The organism is Hufsiella ginkgonis (genome assembly GCF_009834915.1).
Taxonomy (GTDB): Bacteria; Bacteroidota; Bacteroidia; order Sphingobacteriales; family Sphingobacteriaceae; genus Hufsiella; species Hufsiella ginkgonis.
In genome coordinates, this window is record NZ_WVHS01000001.1 from 680,060 (window position 1) to 707,018 (window position 26,959).

Below are 26,959 nucleotides of genomic sequence, written 5' to 3' on the forward strand. Positions count from 1 at the left end.
AAATAAAAAAGCGTATGAAGCAAATCTTCATACGCTTAATAAATACTTAATAACGAACGCTATTGTTTTACAATCGGTTTTTTGAGGGTGTATTGGTCGCCGGCACTCAGCTTAATAAAATCGGCCATTACCTGCAGGCTTTCATCCTGTACAAAATCGATCGGGTCTGCTTTCACCTTTGGATCACCTTTTTTAACCGGGGGCAATCCTTTTGCTGCGCGGCGCTGGTTGTCGCGTGCCAGGGCTTTGGCTTCCTGTTCATCACGTTCCTTTCTCAGCTGTGCTTCGTTAAGGGTAACATCATTTTCGTCGTCGCGCTTATTAAATTCGGCGATATCATCCACCAGGTATTTATATTCCGGCGATGCTTTCATCCGTTTATCGTGCAGGCTAGCCAGCACCGGCCTGATCTGCCGAAGATCGGCAAACGGTGTGAACTTGCTTGTTTTTATCGAATCCCATGGAAGTGCGGAAGGCTCAGAACTTTCACCATATTTTTCCGCGGAATAGATCATGGGGAACTGGATATCCGGGAAAACGCCCTTATGCTGGGTACTGTTGCCGGTTACCCGGTAAAATTTAGCCATGGTAAGGTTGATCTGTCCAAATTTTGGGGTATTATCCAGCATGGTTACCGTTCCGCCATTAGGTTTCTGAACGTTATGTACGGGACCTTTTTCTCCTGCAGCGGCAGCCATCAGCATCATTTTGTCTGATGTAGAGATCACGCGCGACATATCGATGGCGGACTGTACCGTTCCTTTTCCATAAGTCTGCGTTCCCATGATAATTCCCCGTCCGTAATCCTGGATCGCACCGGCAAAGATCTCCGAAGCTGAAGCGCTGAAGCGGTCCACCATCACACCGAGCGGTCCTTCCCAGGCGATGCCCGGGTCCTCGTCTTCGTCCACCTCTACTTTACGTGCATCACGGGTTTGTACCACCGGACCCGATTTAATGAATAGCCCCGTAAGCTGGATAGCCTCAGGAAGCGAGCCGCCGCCATTCCGGCGAAGGTCGATCACCACGGCGTCAACCTTGTCGCGTTTAAGCGTATCGAGCAGGCGGCGCACGTCGCGGGTAGTACTTTTATAATCGGGGTCGCCTTTTTGATAGGCTTTAAAGTCCATGTAAAAATCGGGGATGGTGATCACACCGATCTTAAAGGCCTTTCCTCCGCTGGTAACGGTTTTAATGGTTTTTTTTGCCGACTGGTCTTCGAGTACCACGCGGTCTCTAACCAGCTCCACTATTTTCGGGGTCGAGCTCAGGTCCTGTCCTGCAGGGATAATTTTCAATCGTACCACTGTCCCCTTAGGGCCTTTGATCTTGGTAACGGCATTGTCTATCCGCCAGCCGATCACATCCACAAATTCCCCGTCTTTACCCTGTGCGATCCCGATAATCCGGTCGTTGGCATGTAGTGTCTTGGCTTTGTAAGCCGGACCGCCGTTAATGATCTCGGCAATCTTCACCAGTTCATTGTCCATGGTAAGACGTGCGCCGATCCCTTCAAAATTCTTAGCCATTTCCTCGTTAAATTCCTGCGCTTTCAGCGGCGGGAAGTAATTGGTATGCGGGTCGATGGATTCGGTAAAGGCGTCCATCATGATGGCGAAAGCATCCTGGTTATTCGTTTTCGAGGCCTGCGACAATAGGTTCTCATAACGTGCTTTCAGGGTTTGTTTGTTCTTTGCAGCGTCAGAACCGGCTATTTTCAAATTAAGCAGGTCGTAGCGTATGCGGTTGGTCCACATCGCATCCGCTTCTGCGGCAGAGGCGAACCAAGGCATTTTACTACGATCGTAAGCATAGGTACCGCCACCGTTATAATCGTAATCCTTATCGATCTGGGCGATAGAGTACCTGATACGCTCGTTGTACCGTGCCTGGAAAGTGTTGAACATCTGGAACAACGTGCTCAGGTCGCCTTTGCGCAAGTCATCGTCAAGAGTAGTACGATATCTTTCAAAAGCTTTTACGTCCGAAGCAAGCAGGTAGTTATGTCCCTGGTCGAGATTTTTAAGATACCTGTCGAAGATCACCGACGAAAGCGAATCGTTCAGCGGCACGTTTTTATAATGATATTTTTCAAAGAGATCCACGAGATTCTTTACTATTACTTCCTGCTGGAGATCAGCCTTAAGGTTATTTGATCCCGGAACATCGGCCACTACCCGTGGGTTGGCCTTACATGCCAATGCGGCAAGGATAAACAGGGCCAGAACTTTATTTTTTAACATTTCCTTGAACGATTTAAAATCCATTAGATAAGAACACTAGCGAAATTGATACCAGTTTTTAAATTAAACAAAAAAGAGGCAGTTAAATTACTGCCTCTCTTGTAACAAGTTTATACCCAAATTTAATGTTAAATGTTCGTGGGAAGTGTTAAATATTGTTAAACACGTAACCATTACCCGCTATTTTAACATTAACGTGATTATTGCACATTGCTCAGCAGCGTTGTCCGCAAGCGGCTATATTCCTCTATGGCAGATCCAGCAGCCGTATAATCGCCCATTTTCCGGTAGATCTCTCCCATGTCGCCCTTTATTTCTACCAAACGGGCGAGGCAGTTATTCCGGAAAGCCAGCGATTCCGCTTCCTTAAAGTCAATAAGCGCATGAAAGCTATCGCCTTCCTGGTTTTTTATTGCGGCTAACTGGGCGAGGAAGGTTACATGGGCCTCTACATCATTCAATGTAAGCGACAGCGTGTTTCCTTGCAAACAGTACCATTTCGCTTCAGAATAACGGCCCTGGAGGTAATACACCCTCGAAAGTGCGTTAAAACAGCTCATTCTTCCTGGTTTGTTTCCCCTGAACATGGGCAATGCTTTCCAAAGAAGCAGTTTTTCAGCCTCAGCATAATTTTTCTGTGCGCATTTCAGTGTCGCAATGGTCACGTAGGCCGATGCTGCGGGGATATGTTTACCGGCCGCCTGGTTTGCTGCCGCGATGCTGGTGTAATAGTCTACGGCATCACCAGTCCGTCCCGAAAGACGCGCAAGTTCCGCCAGGGCGACAAGCACCGGGTTCGCCGTACGCAGGGATTTATCAAACGGTTGATCCCGGATGGCAAGCGACTGCCGGAGTAACGTGAATGACTTTTCGAGGTTTCCTTTAACCGCATAATAAACCGCAAGCGCGTTAAATACCAGCGCCTGGTTTTTGGTATCTGCGGCGTATCCCAGTGAACCCGACAGTTGTTCTATATCCTGAAGGTTGCCCTCGTTTACCGTGGTGTAAATCTCGATATTGGCCAGCAGCGTACGAAGTTGTTTCATTTCCTCGAACGAGCGAACCGTTACCTGTTCCGCCACACGGTTCCTGAAACGTTCGTCGATCGTCATTCTGCGCACCTTCTCCAGGTCTACCGGCGGCGGAGGCGGGGGCAGGATATACGCTTCCGGACCGATCTTTACCGGTGCCAGGTGCTTGGATGATGTAACGGCACTTAACGAATCCGTGTTAGCCAGTACGGCGCTTTGTATTCCCGACAGCGGGAGTGCCGCCAGGATAAATAGTTTTTTAATCATTTCCCTTCTAAAAACTCACGGAAGCCCTTAAATAAGACCCCTCTTATAAAACCCAGCTCAATCCGATGAAAATACGAAGGAATTTTTGAATTCTAAAATCACCATCCCGCCTTCCACTGCACCTATTTACGTTTAAACTTCAGGATTAGTATAATAGCGGCAACGATCAACACAAAAATGACAATATATGGCCATATAAGCTTTACCGGCATTGGATGAGCCACCTTACCCGGCTTTTTGTTTTCCACAATCGCAGGCGGCTCGTTTTCGAAGTTATTAACATAATGCAAAGCCCCGGCAGCCTGCTTTTTTTCCAGCCTGTCCGCCAAACGCTTCCAGTAAGCGGCTAGCGAGCGTTCTTTTTCCGCCGCAACGGTTTCACCTGTCTTACCATAAAGTGTGCTGCGCTCGTCATGCACCGAACTCAGCAAGCTCAACAAACCGCCCGAAGTGGCGAGCGATTGAGCCTCGCTAAAATCACGTTGCGCCAGTTGGTAATCCCCGATGCGTGTTTTAATTTTTCCAAGCTTTACGAGTGATTCCACAATGGCCGGGGTATTACTAAGCGACCTGCCAAGTGTGTTCGCCTGTATAAAAAACCATTTGGCCTCCGAATTCCGGTTCATGGTATCGTAAAGATCGCCGAGAACGTTGAAACAGCCCACGCGCGCAGGAGTATTTCCTGCAGAGCGGAAAAGGGGCAACGCTTGTTTAAGGATCAGTTTTTCCGCTTCGCGGGAGCGGTTTAAGCGGTTCAATATCGCGGAAAGCTGCATATATGCCTGGGCGAGACTGCTCGTTGAACCGGCATGACTAAACATTGCGACCGCGTCGCGCCCGTATTCCAACGCTTCCGGGTAGGATCTCCGGCGAAAGAACACCATGGAAAGGCCCGCAAATAGCTCCCCTTTAAGCACCTTGCTGGCCGCTGACGTGTCAAGCAGCGCTAACGCATCCCTGAAACTTGAATCGGCGCGGCCTAACAGGCTGTTTTTAAGGCAAAAGTCACCGGTTACGATCTTAACCTCGGCCAGGCCGCGTTTGCTGCCTGAGTGCCTGCTCAATGTGCGTGCGGCCGCAAGTTCCAGGAACATAGAGTCAGGTTTCGACCGGTAAAAAAATTGCCGTGCTTTCCCGATATGAATATTGATGCTGCTGTCTGCTGCGGAGACGGTTTCGGAGGCCAGTCCGTATGCGCATGATCCCGGCAAGCAGGCAAGAAGTATGGCCAACCCCCTTATAAAGATCTTCATGACCTAGCGATCAGCGGCAAGGGTTGCCTGGGGTTTGAATAACTCTGCATTGGCGGTCTTCGGTGAAGTGCTCAATTTCAGGATATTTTTCCTGATCTGCGTCAATGTGGTGGTAAATTTCATTCTGGCGGCGAGGGCAGCTGCCAATTTATAATCGCTGAGCGCCAGCTTGTCGTCGTTAATAGCTTCTTTTACCTTCGCCAGTTCCAGGAGCGAGAACAACTCGCCCGAGCCATAACCGATCTTTTTAGCGGTTGTATTCGACTGGATGAAGAACCATTTAGACTGGGTATATTTCTTTTGCTGGTAATAGCTCCGTCCCAGAACCATAAAGGCGTGAAAGGTATTATATGAATCCCCGTAATGAGAGATCACCGGTAACCCGGCCGTAACGATCACCCTTTCGGCAGCCAGTGGATTGCCTTTCCGGAGACTGTCTGCCGCTATGGTAACGCACACCCCGATAAGCCGGTTAAACTGCCTGATGTTTTCTTGTCTTGTAATTCCAAGATATAGCATTTGCGAGATGTCGGTAGAGTCAGGCAAGCTGTCCGCATGCATTACCCGGCGTTCATGTTCGCTTATTGATACAATACCGCAGGGTATAGCATACGCTTTACTTAAAAAGACACAAAACGAAAGAGAAATAGCACAACAAATCCTTATCAGGGTGGTTAACATATGTTGTTTAAAGCAATTGCCGTTCCGTTATTACAAAAGTGTATAAGAAAGTGCCAAAAAAAGGTATTTCAGTTAGTTTTCCACAGTGCTACCCCTTTAAAATCAATTTCGTTTTGGCTATACAGCACATATGTACTATTTACACTAACTAAATGTGGAAAACTCGAATTCGTCGGCATTACCCCGGGCGATAACTTTGGTTAAAAACCCCCTAACTTTTTGGGGACATCTATTTCTCTGTTACACAACTACATAAAAAGCACACCATGGGAAAGACACCACTAACAAAATCCGCGAAAGGAGCCGGGGAGGGATTGCGGTTCCAGCGTCTCTTCACCAAAGACGACGTAAATGTTTATGATCTTTTTAAATACGAGAAACGGTCATCAGTGATACGTAACCCTGCCGGGGATGCCGTATTTGAAATGAAAGATGTGGAGGTTCCCGCTTCGTGGAGCCAGGTGGCTACTGATATTCTGGCCCAAAAATATTTCCGGAAAGCCGGTGTCCCGCTGGCCGATGGAACAACAGGTTCAGAGAAAAGCATTAAACAGGTCGCCCATAGGATGGCGGATTGCTGGAAACAATGGGGAAGCCGATACGGCTACTTCGCTTCCGCGCAGGATGCTGATATATTTTACGACGAACTGGTGTATACCATCGTCGGCCAGCTGGCGGCTCCTAATTCGCCACAATGGTTCAATACAGGTTTACACAGCGCCTATGGTATAACCGGTAAACCACAGGGTCATTACTTTGTAGATCCCGGAACGGAGAAATTAGAAAAATCCACTTCTGCGTACGAGCGCCCTCAGCCGCATGCCTGCTTCATCCTTTCGGTAAGCGATGACCTGGTCAATGATGGCGGTATCATGGACCTTTGGGTACGTGAGGCCCGGATCTTTAAGTACGGTTCGGGTGTAGGTACAAATTTCAGCGCCATCCGCGGCGAAAGCGAGAAACTGTCAGGCGGCGGTCATTCGTCGGGGCTGATGTCGTTCCTCAAGATCGGCGACCGTGCAGCAGGCGCGATCAAGTCCGGCGGAACTACCCGCCGTGCCGCTAAAATGGTTTGCCTTGACCTGGAACACCCTGAAATTGAAGGATTTGTTAACTGGAAAGTAGAAGAAGAGAAAAAAGTAGCGGCGCTGATAGCCGCCGGCTATTCTTCCGATTACGAAGGCGAAGCTTACCGCACTGTTGCCGGCCAAAACTCCAATAACTCCGTACGTATCCCTAACAGCTTTTTCCACGCTTTACAGGAAGGAAAGTCATGGGACCTCATCGGCCGTACCACCGGCAAAGTGGTTAAATCCATTTCTTCCGAGAAATTATGGCAGGACATCGCTTTTGCGGCCTGGGCCTGCGCAGATCCCGGGGTACAGTACGATACCACCATCAACGAATGGCATACCTGCCCCGAAGGCGGACGCATCAATGCTTCGAACCCATGCTCAGAATATATGTTCCTGGATAATACCGCCTGTAACCTGGCCTCTGTTAACCTGGCACATTTCTTTAATCCTGACACGCTGGTATTCGATGTAAAAGCTTTTGAACATGCCTGCCGCATATGGACCGTTGTATTGGAAATTTCGGTGTTGATGGCACAGTTCCCGTCAAAAGAAGTGGCACAGCTTTCTTATGATTACCGTACGCTTGGCCTCGGATACGCAAATCTCGGCGCTATGCTAATGGTTGCCGGAATTCCTTACGATTCGAACAAAGCCCGGGCGATCGGTGGCGCCATCACCGCTGTAATGACCGGGACAGCCTACGCGACATCCGCCGAAATGGCGAAAGAGCTCGGCGCATTTAAACGGTTCGAAGACAACAAACAACACATGCTGCGCGTAATGCGCAATCACCGCTACGCCGCTTACAACGCCAATGAGTACGAAGGGCTCGAAATTGCGCCTCCCGGCATCGATCCTAAATATTGCCCCGACTACCTGCTTTCCGCTGCCTGCAACGCATGGGATAAAGCAGTAGAAATGGGCGAAATGTACGGTTATCGCAATGCGCAGACTACCGTTATCGCGCCAACTGGCACCATTGGCCTGGTCATGGATTGCGATACTACCGGCATCGAACCCGATTTTGCATTGGTGAAATTTAAAAAGCTCTCAGGTGGCGGATATTTTAAAATCATCAACCAGGGCGTACCCTCTGCATTACGCAACCAGGGTTACAAGGAGCACGAGATAGAGGCCATTGTGAACTATGCCAAAGGCGCCGCAACGCTGAAAGGCGCTCCGCACATTAACTTTGATAGCCTCGCATCAAAAGGATTCAGCCAGGACGAGCTCGAAAAGATCGACAAATCCCTGCTTGCCGCATTCGAGATCGGGTTTGTATTTAACCAGTGGACATTAGGCGAAGACTGCCTGAAACGCCTCGGGTTTAAACCTGAACAATATAACGCCCCTGATTTCAACCTCTTACGCGCTGTTGGCTTTACACGCCAGCAGATCGCAGAAGCCAATGAGTATATCTGCGGCACCATGACCATCGAAGGCGCGCCTTACCTTAAAAAAGAACATTACCCGATATTCGATTGCGCCAACCGCTGCGGAAGCAAAGGTCAGCGTTATATCCACGCACACGGCCACATTAAAATGATGGCAGCCGCACAACCCTTCCTGTCGGGAGCTATTTCCAAAACCATTAACCTTCCCAATGAGGCAACTGTTGAAGAGATAAAGGATTGTTACGAACTTTCCTGGAAGTTGGCTCTTAAAGCAAATGCGCTCTACCGCGACGGGTGTAAACTATCACAGCCGCTCTCTACCAAATCATCAGACACCAAAGAAGACAAGCTCGATAGCGTGGAAGAAGTGCTTGGTGAAGCAGCAAATGTAAAGCTCAGCGATCTTACCGCAGAGCAGGTACTGGAAGCCGCCCGCGCCATCCTGGAAAAATCTACCGACACTAAATTTAAGCGCCAGTTGTCATCGGTGGTCGAACGTAAAGTACTGCCCGCTAAACGCCGCGGCTTTACCCAGAAAGCGAACGTTGGCGGACAAACCGTCTTTGTCCGCACCGGCGAATACGAAGACGGAACTTTGGGAGAGATCTTCGTGGACATGCATAAAGAAGGCGCCACCTTCCGCTCGTTAATGAACTGCTTCGCCATCGCGGTTTCTGTAGGCCTGCAGTATGGTGTTCCGCTCGAGGAATTCGTTGATAAATTCACCTTTACCCGGTTCGAACCATCCGGAATGGTAATGGGTCACGATAATATCAAGACCTCAACCTCCATCATCGACTATATTTTCCGCATGCTTGGCTACGAATACCTGCAACGGACCGACCTTGTCCATGTACTCACCGAGCAGCCGGCAGCACTCGAAAATCCGCAATTCGATGAAGAAGACGTAAATACAGATCATACCAATGTATATCTACCGGAGTCCAAACCCACAGGCAGCGTGAAACTGAAACCCGTACTGGATATCTCCGGCGGCGGGCAAAGTGATGCGCCCGCCTGCGGCAACTGCGGCCACATTATGGTAAGATCCGGCACCTGTTACAAATGTTTAAATTGCGGGACGCAAGGCGGTTGTTCCTAATCGGAACAGCTGCAATACAATGCAAGAGCTCCTTAACAGGGGCTTTTGTCGTTTATAGGCCAGAGCTGATAGCCGATAGCTATTGGTGTTGGCTTGACGTGGCTCGAAGCAGTCACCAGATCCCAGGCATCTGAAGACTATCCGGTAAAAACCGTTATCACCAGCTTTTTTCTATTTGTTTTTTTAATGAACGAACATTCATTTATATTTGCTTTATGCGAAATCGTGACGATCAGAAAGAACAGGCAATCCGTGAAAAGGTGATTGAATTGACCGCACAGGAAGGTTTCGACGGGCTGAGCATGCATAAACTCGCCCGCGCCGCGGGCGTATCTCCTGCCACCATTTACATCTACTTCAAAGACCGGGAAGACATGCTTCTGCAGGTTTTCACAGAAGTAAGTGACCAGATGTATAAGGCTACCATAGAGAGCTTCGATCCGGATATGCCGTTTGCCGAAGGGTTACGCGTACAGTGGATCAACCGGGCACATTACTTCATTAACCACCCGATGGAAATGCAGTTTCTCGAACAGATGCGTCATTCGCCGCTAAACGAAAAGGCGATGGCACAAAACGCCTCTATGTTTAAGGAATCCATGCAAAAGTTTGTCCACCAGGCGATCGACCGGAAGGAATTGATCCAACTGCCTTTCGAAGTATACTGGTCGATTGCGTTTGCGCCTATGTACCAATTGGTTAAGTACCACGCCCAAGGAAATAGCTCTGCCAGTGAACGGTTTGAGCTGACCGAAAACATTTTGGAACAGGCCCTCCGGCTGGTAATAAAAGCGCTGACACCTTAATAAACGATCATGAACCCTTTTGTTGTCCCTATAGAAGAGATCAGGATATTTAAGACAAATATCAGGTATAAAAAAGACCTGCAGGCTATTGCAAAATTGTTCGCTGCTACTGGTTGCGCTATGCGCTGGAACGTAGACCTCAAAGAGCCCGACCGGATCCTCCGCGTTGAGCGCTGCCACTTAGCATCCTGTGAATTGATCGCACTTATTCAACAGGCAGGTTTTTCCTGCGAAGAGATTTTCTAAATCACCTGTTTACGGCACCCGGTTATGTACTGACGTGGGATGATACCTGTATGGTGATGTTCTGTTTCCTGAATAAATTGTAGCATAACGAAAACATCTTACATAACTATAGCCGTTCAATCGGTTTTGGCAGGCTTCTTGCCATGTTTATGAAAAACACAACTACCATGAACTTGAAAAGATTATTCGGCACCATACTCACTATCCTCGGCATAGTTGGGTTGATCTATGCAGCTATCGGTTTTGTTAACGGCAGTTCAGCTGCTAAACCCTTAATAGTGTACGGAATACTAGGCGTAATATTCTTCTTTACCGGAATCGGCCTGGTAAGATCTACACAGGACGTGGCGAAGGCATAAAAGATGACCGCATAAAAAAGCCGTTTCTAAGGAGAATCGGCTTTTGTTATTAAGGTATCGGGTTTGCTGTTTAATCTTCGTTAAGCTTTTCGCGCAACGATTCGAGCAGACGGCCCCCTTTATAATAGTAGCGGCGCCAATAAGGCTCATCGAGGTTACTGATCATTACTCCCCGGCTAACGGAAGAGTGAGCGAACTTGTTATTGCCGATATACACGCCGATATGCGAGATCGAACGGCTCTTTATTTTGAAGAAAACGAGATCTCCTTCTTTTAATTCATTTTTGTCAACGGGATTCACCATGCTGAAGATATTCCGGGAATTATTACCGATAACCGTGTTGAATACCTTATTATATAGCTGGTAAGCGAACCCGGAACAATCCACCCCGCGCTTGGTATCTCCGCCAAGTCGGTAGGGAGTGCCTATCCACTCATAAATGAACTGGAAAAGCTTTACATCGGATGTTTTGGATACCGCCACACCCATGATCTGGGAGAAATAATCTTTGGCTAAGTTATCAGGGTCTTCAACTTCTTTAGGAGTTGTTTCAGGAACCGGGGCAGACACAACCCTGGTTACTTTACTGGACTTGATTCTTGAATGCCGCTTTTTAGTTTGCGCCTGGGCAGACACAAAAAAACATAATAGCAGCATGGCCGCCAATACTTTTTTACCCATATTTTTAAACTCGTTTACCAGTTAAAAAACTAAGACAATAAACGCCTCATCATGTGTGCTCCAGCACAGTGTGTATGGCAAAATTATGACAAAAAAACCATTTATGCAACCCTTTTGTCTTCTTTCCGCCTAACGTCCTACTACAACGTAAACTGCCTTACCAAATTGTGACGGAACAAAACATTTCCGTTTTCTTTTTTTTATCAAGATATAATTAGATTTGCCTTCCCAAAACAGGACATAGGAATGAGCTCAGTAGAAATCACGAAAGACACTTATCTGCACTGGTATGAACAAATGCTTCTCATGCGTAAATTCGAGGAGAAGTCAGGTCAGCTTTATGGACAACAAAAGATAAGGGGCTTTTGCCACTTATATATCGGACAGGAAGCAGTACTCGCCGGCGCAATGTCAGTACTGGGCCCGGGCGATTCTATGATCACTGCCTACCGCGATCACGCACATGCTTTGGCACGCGGGATGAGCGCCAACGAGATCATGGCCGAGTTATACGGCAAGGCTACAGGTTGCTCAAAAGGCAAAGGAGGTTCGATGCACATGTTCAGCAAAGAGCATAAATTTTTCGGCGGACATGGTATCGTAGGCGGACAGATCCCGTTGGGTGCCGGTATCGCATTTGCGGAGAAATACAATGGTACCACCAATGTAAATGTTTGTTACATGGGTGATGGCGCAGTTCGCCAGGGCGCGCTTAATGAAACATTTAACATGGCCATGCTTTGGAAACTCCCGGTGATCTTTGTTTGCGAAAACAACGGTTACGCAATGGGAACTTCCGTGGCACGTACCACCAATATGGTCGATATTTACAAGATCGGTCTCGGCTTCGACATGCCTTGCGCGCCGGTTGATGGCATGGATCCGGTAGCAGTGCATAACGCGATGGACGAAGCGGTTCAACGTGCCCGCAACGGCGAAGGACCTACTTTCCTCGAAATGCGCACTTATCGATATAAAGGTCACTCGATGTCTGACCCCGCAAAATACCGTACCAAAGAAGAAGTAGAGGGTTACAAAGCGAAAGACCCGATCGAGGTGGTAAAAAAAGCGATCCTTGATAACAACTATGCCGACGCAGCCTGGATCGGGGAGATCGACCAGAAGATCAAGGACATCGTAGAAGAATCAGTTAAATTCTCCGAAGAATCACCATGGCCCGACCCTTCAGAGCTTTACAAAGACGTTTACGCACAGGAAAATTATCCTTTCATCAATAATTAAGCAATCAACACTCACATAGCTAAATCCGGATAAAGAAACATGGCTGAAGTAGTAAAAATGCCGAAAATGAGCGACACCATGACCGAAGGGGTCATCGCGAAATGGCATAAAAAAGTTGGTGATAAGGTTAGCTCAGGGGACCTGATTGCTGAAGTGGAAACCGACAAGGCCACCATGGATTTCGAATCTTTCCAGGAAGGCACCTTACTGTACATCGGTGCAGAAGAAGGCTCGGCCGCCCCGGTAGATTCCGTGATCGCGGTATTAGGTGCAGAAGGCGAAGATTACAAAGCCGCGCTCGAAGGAGCCGGAGCTGCAGCAGCTGCGGCAAAAGAAGAAAAGCCAGCTGCCGAACCGGCACCTGAAAAAACAGACGATAAACCTGCTGCGGAAACACCAAAAGAAGAACCAGCCAAAGCTGCGGTGACACCGGAATCGCTCGGTGCTACCGTAATTCGAATGCCGCTCCTGAGCGACACCATGACCGAAGGCGTAATTGCCGAGTGGCATAAGAAAGTAGGCGACAAAATTAAAAGTGACGATACCCTGGCGGACGTAGAAACCGATAAAGCGACCATGGAAGTTACCGCTTACGCAGAAGGAACCCTGCTCTACGTCGGCGTTGAAAAAGGAAACGCCGCTAAAGTCAACGACATCATTGCCATCGTTGGGAAAGAAGGTACCGACGTAACCTCATTGCTGGGCAGCGCGCCGGCGGCTGATGCAAAAGGTGATGCAAAAAAAGAAGATGAGCCTGCAAAGGAAGATGCAAAAGTTGCTGAACAACCGTCACAGGAAGAAAAAGAGCCGGCCGCTACCGCTGATTCGCGCGTGAAGGCCTCGCCTCTCGCCAAAAAGATCGCCAAAGATAAAGGAATCGATATCGCACAAGTAAAAGGCAGCGCAGAAGGCGGCAGGATCGTTAAAAAAGATATCGAAGGGTTCACACCTTCCACCAAGCAGGTGGAAGAGGCTGCACCAGCGCCGGCAGCAAAACCTGCTGGTACAACTTCCACTTCCGTTACTATTCCACAGTTTATCGGCCAGGAAAAATATACAGAGAAACCTGTTACCCAAATGCGCAAGGTAATTGCCAAGCGCCTCTCAGAAAGCCTTTTTACTGCTCCGCATTTCTATCTCACTATGAGCATAGATATGGATGGCGCAATGGCGGCCCGTGCCAAGATCAACGAGTTTGCACCGGTAAAGATCTCCTTTAACGACATGGTGCTAAAGGCGGTGGCCGTCGCCCTGAAACAACATCCAAATGTGAATTCTTCCTGGTTAGGCGACAAGATCCGCTATAACGAACACGTAAATATCGGTGTGGCCGTTGCAGTTGAAGATGGTCTGCTGGTACCGGTAGTTCGCTTTGCCGATGGAAAAACTTTATCGCATATCTCAGCTGAAGTGAAAGATTTCGCACAGCGCGCCAAAGCCAAGAAGCTGCAGCCCGCTGATTGGGAAGGTTCTACTTTCACGATCTCTAACCTCGGCATGTTTGGTATCGATGAGTTTACCGCGATCATTAATCCACCAGACGCTTGTATCCTCGCCGTAGGCGGTATACAACAAGTGCCGGTAGTGAAAAATGGCGCCGTAGTGCCCGGCAACGTGATGAAAGTAACGCTTAGCTGCGACCACCGTGTAGTTGACGGCGCAACCGGATCCGCGTTCCTGCAAACTTTGAAAGCGTTATTGGAAGAGCCTGTTAGGTTACTCGTTTAAAAACGAGCCCTGCGCTACTTTACAGAACTTATACCTGGGAACGAGATACGAAGCTTTACGCTGACTTATCTCATTCCCTTTTTTATGCTCATTACCTCACTCTTTTAAAAATCTTGCCCTACCCAGGACCTTCCCGGATGCCGTTTGCAACTCCGCAATGTACTGACCCGCTTGAAGACCGGAAATATCATGCTCCCGGAACCCCGAAAACGATAGCCGCTTACAACCGAGCATATCATAGATCACTAGTGTAGCCGGCGGCCCTACCACTAAACTGCTTTGAACATTTATCCTGGTCTTTACCGGGTTTGGATAGACCAGTATCGAATTACCCTCCAGGAGACGATCCACCTCTTTCCCGGATTTAAATATTATTTCGAATCGTCCTTCCTCCGCGGCGCTATTATCGGCTTCCTGCGTGAAATTATATGCTTCTGACCCGGGTATTGGTGTCAATCGCCCGGTCAGCAGGTCATGCAGGAAGAGGTCGTACTTTTCCAGCCCGGGCGATCGGGAAAACTTTAGCGAGGCGTTTACCTTACCTGGTACCTGTATATTTAACGGGATCCGCATACTATCAACGATACCCGGAATGAAATTGATGGCAAGCTTAACCAGGTCATTACTCAAACTTGAAATAGCCGGAAGCGTACCCGGAAAGGCGACCGCATCAAGTTCATCAGTACCTGGTTTACTTTGATCGTTAAACACGATAGCGGTCTCATCGGCCGCGGTGCCCACGGCCACTTGAATCCTTAACAAAGCAGCGGTCGGTTCCTGGTTGCCCGAACTACTATGCCGCCATCCGGGAGCGGTACTAAGGCTGGGCAGAAATTTTTTACCTGGTGCAACCAATAACCTGTCAGGCGAAGCGTTCACCGCCTTACATGTTTCGTTAAACGTCACCGAAGCTTCCGGTCCCAGCGCCTTCACATAGAACGCCTGTCCCGGTTGAATATAGGGTAATGCCGAAGCTGCTCCCGTTACCGGGCTGTTCACCACCACTCCGTTGCTATACGTAATCATTCCACCGCCGGGCTTGATAATAGCTATCATGTCTTGTGTATTCGTCCTGCTTACTTGCCGCCAATCTATCGTTGATGGATACGGGTTCCCGATAACGTGATAGCCATTATAAACATCTCCCGCGTTATTGGTATACCCCAGCGTTACTGTTCTGCTCCTTTTGTAAACAGGACCTTTATAGCTAATCACCACGTCTTCCGGCACGGCATAATTGCCCGATGTAGCATTGAGCTTATGAAAAGGGTCAGACCTGTTTCCCCTAAAATACAGGAAGAAGCCAAATCCCGATCCCACATAGGCTGAGGTAGCACACCGCTGAAAAATATCCGGCAGCGGGCGGTACGACACCTGTCCCTTCCCCGCCGGCTCATAGTAGGTCTGGATAGTGATCGCCTGCGGCTGAAGCGGTCCACCCGGATCAAACCCGGAAGCCACCCCTCCGGGCCCGGTAATAAGCACCTGCTCCTGTATTTGGCGAAACACTGACCTATCCGATAACGCGTCATCGACCGGTGGCGATAACATCCTCGTTCCACGCATCCCCGCTCCGCCGGAGAGCCAGCATTGAACGGTTACATCGCCAAGCACATCTGCAAACGACGAAAGAGGGCCGATCGCCGCAGAACCGGTAGCCGACGACAATAGTACCAGGTAGCCGTTGCTGTTAAGCTTGCCGGACAGCACATTCAATTGTTCCTTCACATATAAAGTGTTGGCCAGCGTGATGATGCGGCCCGATGTACGATTCAGCTCTATATATTTCAAGGTACGGTTGGACGGGGGACCACCGGGATTAAACCGAAGCGTGGCATTCCCCCCGGAACCCTGTATATACACCGACGCCTGTTCAGACCCCGTTAACCATCCGCCTTCCTGGATCGATATAGATAAATTAAGAAAAAGCCGGCTCCCCGAAAGATTGAGCGTACTTACGCTATCGATACGCAGCGTGCCGTCGATGATCAGCGCCGATGCATCAGCCAGCATCACTTCTCCCGCTCCGGGCATCCGGTTAATCACGAGGTCCTCAAGCGTGAAATTTGCCGCAGATGCCTGCGAAAGACCGATCACAACACGCGAAGTTCCGTTCCCCCTTACCGTGATTCCAGACGCGGTTCCGGCATACAGGGTTCCCTGGCAAACAAGGTTTCCCTGACCGGGATTACCTCCGTTCACCCCGAGCGTAACGGTGGCATTTGAAGGCAGCGTGACCGAAGACCCGGCAGCGATCATCAGCTCCGTTCTCGCCGTAAAAGAGTTCTGAAACGTAACGCCGGATGGCCTTATTACCGTGATCTTGTTAAACACCGTATTTGTGGTTAGTCTTAGTGAAGTGATCGCCGGGCCCGTCCCGGCAACCGCCAGATCGGCCGTCTCTGCACCCGACAAGCTTCCGTTACCCGCAATATTGCCCTTAATGGTAATGGTGTTCATCGAACCGGTCAGCAGCCTGTCGGTCGCCGATACCAAGGCCAGCGGCCCAAGCAACTGCAGCGGGTTGGCCGTGGTATTGTCTTTAAAGGCGAGGGAAACGGGTCCTGAGGAAGCAGACTTATTAACAGTGATACCCGGGTAGAAAAACATCGAACCGTCTGAGGGAATAGAGGCATTCTCCGTTCCCGAGAATTTGAAGATGGTCCGCTCCCTTTTATAAAGTTTGTTTATTGTCGCCGGCGAATTCCCGGTAATATTATCCGCGAATGAGATCACCATATCATCATCGAATTCCAGCCCATAAAGGTCCAGGTTCAGCTGGCTCAGCGTCCATACGCCTGCACCCGACCAATAACTATGCCCATGAAGGAAAAGCGTTCCTTTTCCCGAATTACTGTTCCACAATATCAGTTCGCCGAGATTGCGGATATTTCCCTTAATATGCAGCGATGAGCCATTGACGGTAAGGACAAGCTTGGCACCCGCTTCGATCGACAGGAACGCGAGCGGATTTGCCGTGATCATGTTGAGGTTTACAATAGTACCGGACCTGATCAAGACAGAATCATTTACCGCCGGAATTATGGCTCCCCATGTAGCTTCGTTACTCCAGTTACCACTTATTTTACTTGATTTTATAGTCGCTACTGCCGTCCCGCGAACGGCTGCCAACAGCATAACGATTATCGCCACCGTTAAATATCTTTTCATAACCTCCATATTGAGAAGGCTAAATTAAAATATTATTTTAAATAAAATAACTATTGATTAATTATTATTTATAATTTTACGAAATAATTAATTAAATAACATGAAACGACTGATCGCTTTGTTATTATTGCTGATAATAACCTGTATGGCAGCGAATACTTTTGCAGCGGCAGATCCCTGTGACCTGGACCCGTTCTGCGACGATCCTGATTATGGCGAACAGGTTCCGCTCGACAATAGCCTGTGGATGCTACTGGTAGCTGGGACGATTTATGGCGTCAGGGTATTGGGACAGCAAAAAGAAAGGTCCCCGACCTGACGACCGGGGACCTGTATCTTTGCTAATATTAAAGTTACAGCGCTACTAAATTCGGGTTGTATTTTATGAATTCGGCATATGCACGACTGATGTCACGAACAGAGGTGATCTCCAGGTTATCTCCCCAGGGTGTCCATGAAACAAATTTCTTATCCTGCAGGGACGGCGACGCTTTACCGTCTGCTTTGCGGATCGGTGTTTCCTCATAGATACCAAAATTATCAAGCGTGTAGTACTTGATCTTCTTGGACCTGCTGCTCAGAATGTGGGATTTCGATAACTTGAATCCCATACTTTTGATCCAATTCCTGATGGAAGATGCTTTGTTAGGTGTCATGGTGATGCTTTTTATTGTTTATCATAGATGTGATTTACAATAGGTTAACATCATTCCTAACGCAATGTTTAAGATTTTTGAAAACAAAAAAACCCCACGATTGTGGATAAACGCCACAAGCGAATTACCGGTTCGTTGTACCGGTAACCGGTACATCCCGATGTTTGGCGCCATATTGAACAGACGCTGTTTTTACTTCGCCATTATCGGCGACCGTTACTTTAAACAAGTAGTCATAGTCTTCGTCCGATAACGCCTTTACGGGTCTTTTGCCCCCGAAAGCTTCTACCAGTTCCAGCACGGTATTGGAATGGCCAACAACCAGGACGCTTTTCCCCCTAAAAGCGGCAACGACCTCCTTCGCCAACGCGCCGGGATCTTTGGGATCATACGAGATGATGGTAAGTCCCGCACGTGCTGCCAGCGGCGCCCCGGTTGCCTGGGTACGTTTATATTTAGTTGAATAGATTGCGGCCACCCGCTGATCTGCCAGGTAAGTATCCAAGTCCTTTGCGCGCTGCGTCCCAGCGTCAGAAAGCGGCGGATCAGCATTTTTCGGGTCAGAAACATCTTTCTCCGCATGCCTTACTACCCAGACGGTAGTTTGTGCGAAACTTTTTCCAAAGCCAAGGCAGCCGATGATGAGTAGTAAACGAAGCAGGGCGGTGAAGGATCTTTTCATAATTCCGGTGATTAGCAAACCAAATATAGTGTCGTGTGCGGGTTATCCAATAAACTTTAACTTTCATCAAACACTTTAGTGTAAAGTTTCATTTAACAACCAAACGGGAAAAAGATTTATGAAGCTCAATAAACAATATTTTAAAGATCTGTGGAAAGTGCTGGTGTGTTCTGCGAACGCTTTTGTAAGTGATAAAGCCTTAAAAATGAGTGCGTCATTAGCATACAGCACTATATTTTCGCTTTCACCTTTACTGGTGATCGTGATCTCGCTGGCGACCTTGTTTTATGAGCGCGAAGCCATCCAGGGTACGCTATTTAAAGAAATCAACGGGCTGGTAGGCAACGATGCCGCCCTCCAGATCCAGCAGCTGATCGAAAAGAGCAGCATTGGCGGAGGTTCGGTAATTTCTCTTACGATCAGCATCTTTGTGCTGATCCTCGGTGCAACCGCCATATTTACAGAGATCCAGGATTCATTGAATACGATCTGGCGGGTGCGGCCAAAGCCAAAAAAAGGATTTCAGAAGTTCCTGCTCAACCGGGTACTGTCATTTTCGATGATCATTGGATTGGGCTTCCTGCTGATCGCTTCCCTCCTCATTAATGGCGCCGTTGCATTTATCAGCGAACGACTGAGCCATTACCTCCCGCATACCACTGCTGTACTGGTGCTGGTATTTAATGTCGTCCTTACTTTCACCATCGTATCCACGCTCTTTGCTATCATTTTCAAGTTCCTCCCGGACGTTAAGATCGCCTGGAAAAATGTGAGAACGGGCGCCATCGCCACTGCGCTCCTGTTCATGCTTGGCAGGTATATCATCGGGCTTTACTTAACGACCACCGGTACCGGCTCAACTTTCGGTGCAGCCGGATCAGTGATCGTGATCCTCACCTGGGTATATTATACTGCCGCCATACTTTATTTTGGCGCAGAGTTTACACAGGTTTACGCCGAGAAATTCGGCGGGAAGATAGAGCCCGCTGAATATGCCGTATATGTTCAGCAGATAGAAAAAGAAAAGGACGTGGCTGTGCTGCCGCTGCAAAATCCCGATATCAAAAAAGATGATTAATACCGTTCATAGAGCCAGGTCACGATCCGTTCCATCTCTTTACGCACATCGGCGGCCGGATTAACGTAATTGTTGTTCATAAACGAGTAGGTTAATCGCTTACCACGCCTGGTGAGGAGATACCCGCTCTGGCTGTAGTTATTTGACAACGTCCCGGTTTTGGCAAAAACGAACGGTTTCCCACTTTTGTAAAGGTTCTTCAGCGTGCCTGTCTTGCCTCCTGCGGGGAACAGGTCGAACAGCCGCTCCTGGTTCCCGGCTTTGGCATAGATCTTTTCCAGCAGGAGCACCATGTCCCTTGGCGTAAAAAGGTTCATTCGCGATAGCCCCGAGCCGTCAACCCACTGCGGCTTATCAGGAAGGTTGGCCAGGTAGGTTGATGTTACATAATTGATGATCCCGGTTGTATTCATGGGCTTGCCTGCCGCAACGGCACAAGCCAGTAACAGGTGTTCGGCCAGGAAGTTATCGCTGGGCTGCAGCATATGCTTGTACAGCGTGTCACTTTTGATGCTGTAAAGGGTTCGCACATCCCGGGGCACGGGCTTACTGACCAAAGCGACCGGCCTTTTGAGCGTATCCTGCAGCAATCTCCGCACCAGTGCCGTATCTACCTTAAAAGGCACAGACTGCATATAACCTGGAGGCACCGGGACAGCCGGGAAACTGAACTCGTTCGTCATAAACTCACGCCGCACGGAGAACTTCCCTGACGTCTTCAGCGTATCCGTATTCAAAAATACGTCTAACAGGCCGGGGGATACCCGGAGTTTCGTGCCTTTAGAAGAAAAATGAGCCATATTTTCGAATATCGGGAACTCCGTTATCTCCGGCTGGTAATCGCCATTGTAGTCGTCCCACATCCAGCCATATCCAAAGAAATTACCGGTATACCTGCCGGTAGCCAGGTAGATCGGTTTGCCAGCGCTCTTCAAAAAGGAAAAAGCACGGCCGTTATCCAGCGAAGGGTTTAGGAACGACGCATCGGCAGTTCCCCAGCAGATCAGCGAGTCCCGGCGTTCCACGTATTGAAGGGCAGGGATGGAATCTCCCAGCATGTTAAGTGCCGCGAAAAATGTAAACAACTTGGTGTTGGAGGCCGGCGTGAAATATCTGTCGGCCAGCACCTCGGCCACCATCTTTTTTTTTACAGGATCATACAACGCAAAACCGGTAAAGTGCGTATTTAAAACAGGAGAGCTGGTCACTATTTTGCGTATACGCGCCGGCCGTACGCTGCTGCAGCTGGCCAGGTAAATTGAAAATAAAAAAATTACAAAAAAGAATATTCTGCTTAACTTCATATATTAAATATACTTAGAATTAACACTACCTGTGCTGCGCTATCCTCCAAACTAACTATGCAGGCCTTACTTAAGCATCGATCTCCCTTTCACTGTTGCTTTATATTGGCCCTATGGATGTTGGTTACCTCCTTTGCGACAGGACAAGGGCTACACCTCGAATATAAGAGACGCCGCCAGACCATCGAATTTAAGATGGTAAAAAACCTGATGATCATCCCCATCATGATCAACGGCAAGGGGCCTTTTAATTTCGCGCTCGATACAGGTGTGGGTTTATTCATTATCACAGACTCTACGCTCATCGATTCTCTCGCCATCCATACCCTCCGGCAAATCAAAATTACCGGCTTTGGAGAAGGAAAGGACATCAGCGCTTACGTCACCCCCTCGGTTACCCTGCATATCGGCACCGGAATTTCCGGAAATGTGTCTGCGGCCATCTTAAAACACGATGCGTTCGATCTCTCCACCTATACCGGTATGCCCGTCCATGGACTGATCGGCTACGAGTTTTTTAACAGTTTCATCGTCAGGATCGATTACCAGGTGAAAACCATCACCGCATATTCCACCGAAAAACCCTACCGGCTGCGAAGAGGCGCCACCGTCCCCATCACCATCGAAGAGCATAAGCCTTACCTTCAGTCGGAGGTTACGCTGTTCTCCGGCAGAACACTACTTACAAAACTGATCATCGACACCGGTGCCGGTCACCCGATCTCCCTGGAAACAGACTTGGGAAACCCGTTCGAAGTGCCAAAACCGAATATCGCAGGCAACCTGGGCGTCGGCTTAAACGGTCCCATTAAAGGGAATATTGCCCGGATCGGCTCCTTCAGGCTGGGCAATTATGAGCTTAAGAATGTGATCGCGGCTTTCCCCGACTTTAACGACGTGGGTGCGAAGGTGGGCGGCGTGAACCGTAACGGGAACCTGGGCAACACCATCCTGAAACGGTTCAACGTGGTATTCGATTACTCGCGCGGACTCATGTACATACGGCCGTCGTACGAATTTAAAGAGGCCTTTGAACACGATATGAGCGGCCTGGAGCTCAATGCCGCCGGAAAAGACCTCGACCGCATCATCATTTCGCGGGTAGAGCCGGGCTCCGCAGGCGACGACGCCGGCCTGAAAAAAGACGATGAGATCCTGGCTATTAATTTTAAACCCGTAAACACGATGTCGCTGCAGGAAATCGACGACCTTTTCAGGTCGAGAAATAACAAAAACCTGCTGCTCGATATCATGCCCAAAGATGCAGAACAGCGTGAACATGTTGTACTTACCCTCAAGCGACGAATCTGAACTATTTTGGCTACCCGATCCACACATACCCATTACTTCGAAAATTTCTCACCGTTAGACCTGTCGTACGGCTTTATCATCAAACACAGCCATGGAACCGCAGACACCGGCGCCAAAGGTTACTATGATATTCAGCCGGAAAAGATTGCGGTCAATACCGGTGTGTTCAACCTCCATCTTTACCCCGTATCATACCAGGTAAGCCTGGCGCTAAATGATCGTACATTAATTATTACGTGCAGCTGCAGAGACTCTTCCAGGTTGTTATGCACACATGCCACACAGGTACTTCTCAACATTTCGAACCGCGACGAGTTACGTATTTTCTTTGACGAGCAACACCGGCAGGCGGCCCTTACCACGCATGCTAAGGACTATGGGCTTGAAAATGAGAAAGATCTGCAAAACTTCTTCGAGGTCGGGTATGTGGATAAGTCCCTGCTGATCACGTCAAAAATTAAGGGTCTCGTTCCGGTCACTAACAGCCGCAACACGCTCTTTAAGGACCAACTGCTCCCGGTTATTAACAAAATCCCCGCTTACAAAACAGGAATAAAACCGGGAACCAACACCGTGCTGATCTTTAAACAGCATAAATACTATAAACATTTCCAGGCGGAATTAGCAGAAGCTGAAACGGCCAAAAATGGCAAGCTGAAAAATCCGCTGATCACGCTCGACCCGCTTAGCTTTGTGTGGAAAACACAAGATCCTGCCGAGTTAAAGTTCTATACCGCGATCCTGAAGTTCCAGCATACTTTTGAAACCGGCAGTTTCGAAACTGACCAGGCAGGCTTGAATGCGCTGGTAGCCAACCCATTAAATTTTCCGGTTTTTTTCCATGACGCCAAAATCGCCGAAAGCATCACTGCGGCCTCCCTCGTACCCGTAAGGCTAAAGACCCTGCAGGCCGATGTAAGGATACAGGTGGAAGAAAAAAATGACTTCTACGAAATCTCCAGCCAGTTCTACCTCGACCAGATCCCCTACGACATCAACAACCTGCAGGTTAAGTTTGGGTACTTTATTCATTATTATGGTGTGCTGCATTTCATAAATAACCCGGATTACCTGCGTGTGATCGAATTCTTCAGGAAACACCAAAACCTGCTGGTGATCCACCGGTCTAAGTTTGAGGCGTTCCGGCAGGAGATCCTGGATAAGCTGGAAAATAACGTGGCCATTACCTACACGTACCTTAAACCGGCCACGCAACAACAGCTAACGGAAAGCGGTTTCGATGAGGGTACAGAAAAGATCGTCTATTTGTCGAACGTCGATGATTTTATACGGATTACCCCTGTAATGCGGTACGGAAAGGTGGAAGTACCCCTATTGTCGAAGAGAAAGATCTATGCCATCGATCCCCACGGGCGTCCCTTTACCGTTAGCCGCAACGAAGCCGAAGAAATTAAGTTCCTGGGAACGGTGATGCGGCAGCATCCTTATTTTGAGGAGCAAGTGCAGGGCGACGAGTTCTACCTGCATAAAAGCCGGTTTATGGATGAAGGCTGGTTTCTCAACGCCTTCGAGGAATGGCAGGACCAGCAGGTTACTATCCTTGGCTTCAACGCCCTGAAGAACAATAACCTGAACCCGCATAAAGTAAAGATCTCCATTAGGGTGAACAGCGGGCTCGACTGGTTCGAAACTTCCGTGAAAGTGTATTATGGCAAACAAAAAGTACCCTTAAAGCACCTCCAGCGATCGATCCGCAACCGCCACCAGTTCATCAGGCTGGATGACGGTACCCTGGGTGTGCTTCCCGGGGAGTGGATCGAAAAATTTACCCGTTATTTCCGCGCGGCGGAGGTGGCAGGCGATACATTGCGGACCCCTAAAATCAACTTCTCCGGTATCCGGGAAATCTATGAAGAAGAAGTCCTGTCTGAAGAAGTGAAGCTGCAACTGGAGCAGTACCAGCAAAGAATTTCGTCTTTCGATACCATTAAAGCCGTAGAAGTACCCCGGGAGTTAAAAGGCACACTTCGCGATTACCAGAAACAGGGGCTGAACTGGCTTAATTTCCTGGACGAATTCGGCTTCGGCGGATGCCTGGCCGATGACATGGGACTGGGGAAAACCATCCAGGTGATCGCTTTCATCCTCTCGCAACGCGGTAAAGATCACGCCAATACCAACCTCGTGGTCGTTCCCGCAACGCTCATTTTTAACTGGCAGGATGAAATTGCCAGGTTTGCCCCTTCCATTAAAATACACACCGTATATGGGGCCGACCGTGTAACGGATACCAGATCTTTCGACAAGTACGAGGTGATTCTCACTTCGTACGGCACCTTACTAAACGATATCCGTTTCCTGAAACAGTACAAATTCAACTATATCTTCCTGGATGAATCGCAAATCATTAAAAACCCGGATTCGCTGCGTTACCAGGCCGCTTGCTCGCTGCACTCACGGAACAGGGTGGTGATGACCGGCACTCCCGTAGAAAATAACACCTACGACCTCTATGGCCAGCTTTCGTTTGCATGCCCGGGGCTGCTGGGAAGCAAACGGTTTTTCCGCGATCACTATGCCACCCCGATCGATCAGTTTAAAGATACGAAACGGGCCATCCAGCTTCAGCGGAAAGTGAGCCCGTTCATCCTCAGAAGAACAAAAAAACAGGTCGCTACTGAACTGCCGGATAAAACCGAAGTGATCATGTACTGCGAAATGGGGGAATCGCAGCGGAAGGTGTACGACACGTATAAAGAAGAGTACCGCGATTTCCTGCTCTCTAAGCCGGAGGAGGAGCTCTCGAAATTCAGCATGCACATCTTAAAAGGGCTCACCTTGCTGCGCCAGATCTGCGATTCACCCGCCCTGTTAAAAGCCGACCGGTATTACGGAAGCTCCTCCTCTAAGATCCAGGCGCTGCTGGATGAGATCGAATCGAGATCCGGCGAACATAAGATCCTCGTGTTTTCGCAATTTGTGACCATGCTCGACCTGGTAAAAAAAGAACTGCACGCAAGGACCATTCCTTTCGAGTACCTCACCGGGCAAACACGCAAACGGGCAGAGAAAGTGGCTAACTTCCGGGAAAATAAAGACGTGCGCGTTTTCCTGATCAGCTTAAAAGCAGGCGGCACCGGTCTCAACCTGACTGAAGCAGATTACGTATACCTTATCGACCCCTGGTGGAACCCGGCCGTAGAAAACCAGGCCATCGACCGCAGTTACCGCATCGGGCAGGAAAAACAGGTAGTCGCCGTACGGCTGATCTGCCCCGACACCATCGAAGAAAAGATCATGAAGCTGCAGCAAACGAAGAAACAACTGGTGAACGAACTGGTAAAAACGGATACGGAAATGATCAAAGCGCTCTCAAGAAATGATTTGCTGTCGCTTTTTAGTTAGCGGCCTTTAATTTAATGTTAACGTTGTAAAGGTGCTTTATATAAACCGCGCATGGTATTACCGAGCATAACGTAGTTGACAAGACCGTACCCCATATTACTCCCGGCACGCCATAAGACTTAACTAAAAGAATTGAAAAAGTTAGGTTGGCCATTACCATGATCAATGCCCAGAATGCCTGTAACTTTAATTTTTTCAGGCCGTTAAGTAAGGTGGCAATATTACTGTCGATACTATTTACAACTGCCCACAGCCCGAACGCGGCTAATAAAGCTGCGGAAATCTGCATCTGCCCGGACAACCAATATTTTACCAGGAGGTCTTTTGACAGGCCTATTGCAGCTACGAAGATTACCGCTCCTAAAAATGCAAAGAACAACGAATTTAAGAATACCCGTTTTATCCATGCCCAATTGCCATCTGAAAATGCCTTGGCGTAAGCGGGCCACAGGCTTTGCAAATAAACTCCCAGGATTACCATCGGAATGGCGAAAATTTTTGCCGCAACGGTAAATTGGGCGACACCCGCATAGGTGGTGTAATGTGCCAATATCAAACAGTCGGTTTGGAAACAGATCATCGCCGCCAATTGCAGGAACAACAGGAGGGCACTGTCGCCGGTAAATAGCTTCATTTCTCTCCAGCTGATATTGCGGCTGATGAATGCCTGGCTGAATACCTGTTCCTTGTATAGGAACAATACGGAATTCACCAGGGATACGACTACGGGTACCCCGAAATTCACCAGCGCTATCCATTCCAACGCTGGATTTTTCATCAGCACAAGCCAAAGTAACAGGAGATAGATTATAGTGCCGGCTAACAACCAAGCATTTGCGGTATAGCTTTTTTGCAAGCCTTTTTGAATAGCGTAGATTGTGCTGGTGACAAGGTTTACCAGGAAACAGGTAACGGTGATAGCCACTGCCCTAAGAACATTTGCTCCCGGCTGGCGTATATTTAAAATACCGTCCCATGGTATGTGCGCAAATGACAGCTGCAAAACAATAAGTAAGATGCCGATAAAACAAAACTGGATCATGTAGGCCGTCTTGATAAATTTTACGACGTCCGCTTTACGATCGGAATTAAATGCGATATAGTTCATCAGGGCACTCCCAAGGCCCAGGTCCAGGAACCCCATTAATCCGACCGATGAGCTGATCACCATCCATATCCCAAACGTGTTTTGACCCAGTTTTTCCAGCATTAACGGCAAAACCATGAAACTCCCAATGGCCATTACCGCCTTGTTAACTAAACCAATAACAGTGCTTTTAA

20 protein-coding genes are annotated in these 26,959 nt (G+C 48.7%); 10 read left to right on the top strand and 10 right to left on the bottom strand.

From position 1 onward, the window contains the following. Nucleotides 1-59: 59 nt before the first annotated feature. From GS398_RS02850 to GS398_RS02865, 4 genes are all read right to left on the bottom strand, one after another. Entirely contained in the window at nucleotides 60-2,243 is a 2,184-nt protein-coding gene (locus GS398_RS02850; RefSeq protein WP_237488068.1) for a carboxy terminal-processing peptidase, read from the bottom strand. Nucleotides 2,244-2,443: 200 nt separating this feature from the next. After that, nucleotides 2,444-3,541, bottom strand: coding sequence for a tetratricopeptide repeat protein (locus GS398_RS02855; protein ID WP_160905210.1), 1,098 nt, complete (start codon nucleotides 3,539-3,541; stop codon nucleotides 2,444-2,446). A 122-nt stretch (nucleotides 3,542-3,663) separates the two neighbouring features. Continuing rightward, on the bottom strand, nucleotides 3,664-4,794 hold the full coding sequence (locus GS398_RS02860) for a tetratricopeptide repeat protein (protein ID WP_160905211.1): 1,131 nt from the start codon (nucleotides 4,792-4,794) through the stop codon (nucleotides 3,664-3,666). 3 nt (nucleotides 4,795-4,797) lie between these two features. Next, on the bottom strand, nucleotides 4,798-5,355 hold the full coding sequence (locus tag GS398_RS02865; protein WP_160905212.1) for a hypothetical protein: 558 nt from the start codon (nucleotides 5,353-5,355) through the stop codon (nucleotides 4,798-4,800). 386 nt (nucleotides 5,356-5,741) lie between these two features. Here GS398_RS02865 and GS398_RS02870 point away from each other — a divergent pair, with 386 nt between their 5' ends. The 4 genes from GS398_RS02870 (at nucleotide 5,742) to GS398_RS02885 (ending at nucleotide 10,458) form a co-directional block, all read left to right on the top strand. Continuing rightward, nucleotides 5,742-9,047 carry a vitamin B12-dependent ribonucleotide reductase gene (locus tag GS398_RS02870; protein ID WP_160905213.1) on the top strand — a complete coding sequence of 1,102 codons (3,306 nt, stop codon included), beginning with the start codon at nucleotides 5,742-5,744 and terminating at the stop codon, nucleotides 9,045-9,047. A gap of 215 nt (nucleotides 9,048-9,262) precedes the next feature. Then, the gene (locus tag GS398_RS02875; RefSeq protein ID WP_160905214.1) at nucleotides 9,263-9,853 is read left to right on the top strand and encodes a TetR/AcrR family transcriptional regulator; all 591 of its coding nucleotides are present in this window, start codon (nucleotides 9,263-9,265) and stop codon (nucleotides 9,851-9,853) included. Nucleotides 9,854-9,862: 9 nt separating this feature from the next. Next, entirely contained in the window at nucleotides 9,863-10,099 is a 237-nt protein-coding gene (locus GS398_RS02880; protein WP_160905215.1) for a hypothetical protein, read from the top strand. A gap of 167 nt (nucleotides 10,100-10,266) precedes the next feature. Continuing rightward, the gene (locus GS398_RS02885; protein WP_160905216.1) at nucleotides 10,267-10,458 is read left to right on the top strand and encodes a hypothetical protein; all 192 of its coding nucleotides are present in this window, start codon (nucleotides 10,267-10,269) and stop codon (nucleotides 10,456-10,458) included. 70 nt (nucleotides 10,459-10,528) lie between these two features. On the opposite strand, the gene GS398_RS02890 is transcribed toward GS398_RS02885, so the two are convergent. Beyond that, a complete protein-coding gene (locus tag GS398_RS02890; protein WP_160905217.1) occupies nucleotides 10,529-11,140 on the bottom strand; it encodes a C40 family peptidase in 612 nt (203 codons plus the stop codon). Between the two features lie 246 nt (nucleotides 11,141-11,386). Between GS398_RS02890 and pdhA the strand changes: the two genes are divergently transcribed. Together pdhA and GS398_RS02900 are read left to right on the top strand one after the other, a co-directional pair. After that, complete coding sequence (gene pdhA, locus GS398_RS02895) at nucleotides 11,387-12,382, top strand: pyruvate dehydrogenase (acetyl-transferring) E1 component subunit alpha (RefSeq protein ID WP_160905218.1); 996 nt, start codon at nucleotides 11,387-11,389, stop codon at nucleotides 12,380-12,382. A 39-nt stretch (nucleotides 12,383-12,421) separates the two neighbouring features. Next, the gene (locus tag GS398_RS02900) at nucleotides 12,422-14,110 is read left to right on the top strand and encodes a pyruvate dehydrogenase complex dihydrolipoamide acetyltransferase (protein ID WP_160905219.1); all 1,689 of its coding nucleotides are present in this window, start codon (nucleotides 12,422-12,424) and stop codon (nucleotides 14,108-14,110) included. Nucleotides 14,111-14,206: 96 nt separating this feature from the next. Here GS398_RS02900 and GS398_RS02905 read toward each other — a convergent pair whose 3' ends face one another. Next, the gene (locus GS398_RS02905; protein WP_160905220.1) at nucleotides 14,207-17,095 is read right to left on the bottom strand and encodes a T9SS type A sorting domain-containing protein; all 2,889 of its coding nucleotides are present in this window, start codon (nucleotides 17,093-17,095) and stop codon (nucleotides 14,207-14,209) included. A 286-nt stretch (nucleotides 17,096-17,381) separates the two neighbouring features. Between GS398_RS02905 and GS398_RS02910 the strand changes: the two genes are divergently transcribed. After that, nucleotides 17,382-17,600 carry a hypothetical protein gene (locus tag GS398_RS02910; protein ID WP_160905221.1) on the top strand — a complete coding sequence of 73 codons (219 nt, stop codon included), beginning with the start codon at nucleotides 17,382-17,384 and terminating at the stop codon, nucleotides 17,598-17,600. 34 nt (nucleotides 17,601-17,634) lie between these two features. Here the strand turns inward: GS398_RS02910 and GS398_RS02915 are convergent, their stop codons facing one another. Both GS398_RS02915 and GS398_RS02920 read right to left on the bottom strand, forming a co-directional pair. After that, nucleotides 17,635-17,937 (bottom strand): hypothetical protein, encoded by a 303-nt coding sequence (locus GS398_RS02915; RefSeq protein ID WP_160905222.1) that lies wholly within the window; start codon nucleotides 17,935-17,937, stop codon nucleotides 17,635-17,637. A 124-nt stretch (nucleotides 17,938-18,061) separates the two neighbouring features. Continuing rightward, the gene (locus GS398_RS02920; RefSeq protein ID WP_160905223.1) at nucleotides 18,062-18,619 is read right to left on the bottom strand and encodes a SixA phosphatase family protein; all 558 of its coding nucleotides are present in this window, start codon (nucleotides 18,617-18,619) and stop codon (nucleotides 18,062-18,064) included. 118 nt (nucleotides 18,620-18,737) lie between these two features. Between GS398_RS02920 and GS398_RS02925 the strand changes: the two genes are divergently transcribed. After that, the gene (locus tag GS398_RS02925; RefSeq protein ID WP_160905224.1) at nucleotides 18,738-19,697 is read left to right on the top strand and encodes a YihY/virulence factor BrkB family protein; all 960 of its coding nucleotides are present in this window, start codon (nucleotides 18,738-18,740) and stop codon (nucleotides 19,695-19,697) included. On the opposite strand, the gene GS398_RS02930 is transcribed toward GS398_RS02925, so the two are convergent. Further along, complete coding sequence (locus GS398_RS02930) at nucleotides 19,694-21,001, bottom strand: D-alanyl-D-alanine carboxypeptidase/D-alanyl-D-alanine-endopeptidase (protein WP_160905225.1); 1,308 nt, start codon at nucleotides 20,999-21,001, stop codon at nucleotides 19,694-19,696. The two genes, GS398_RS02925 and GS398_RS02930, sit on opposite strands and share 4 nt — an antisense overlap. A 117-nt stretch (nucleotides 21,002-21,118) precedes the next feature. On the opposite strand from GS398_RS02930, the gene GS398_RS02935 reads away from it, so the two are divergent. Further along, the gene (locus GS398_RS02935) at nucleotides 21,119-22,312 is read left to right on the top strand and encodes an aspartyl protease family protein (RefSeq protein ID WP_160905226.1); all 1,194 of its coding nucleotides are present in this window, start codon (nucleotides 21,119-21,121) and stop codon (nucleotides 22,310-22,312) included. A 6-nt stretch (nucleotides 22,313-22,318) separates the two neighbouring features. Beyond that, a complete protein-coding gene (locus tag GS398_RS02940; protein ID WP_202405938.1) occupies nucleotides 22,319-25,678 on the top strand; it encodes a DEAD/DEAH box helicase in 3,360 nt (1,119 codons plus the stop codon). Here the strand turns inward: GS398_RS02940 and GS398_RS02945 are convergent. Then, a complete protein-coding gene (locus GS398_RS02945) occupies nucleotides 25,671-26,921 on the bottom strand; it encodes a lipopolysaccharide biosynthesis protein (protein WP_160905227.1) in 1,251 nt (416 codons plus the stop codon). The two genes, GS398_RS02940 and GS398_RS02945, sit on opposite strands and share 8 nt — an antisense overlap. Nucleotides 26,922-26,959: the final 38 nt, after the last annotated feature.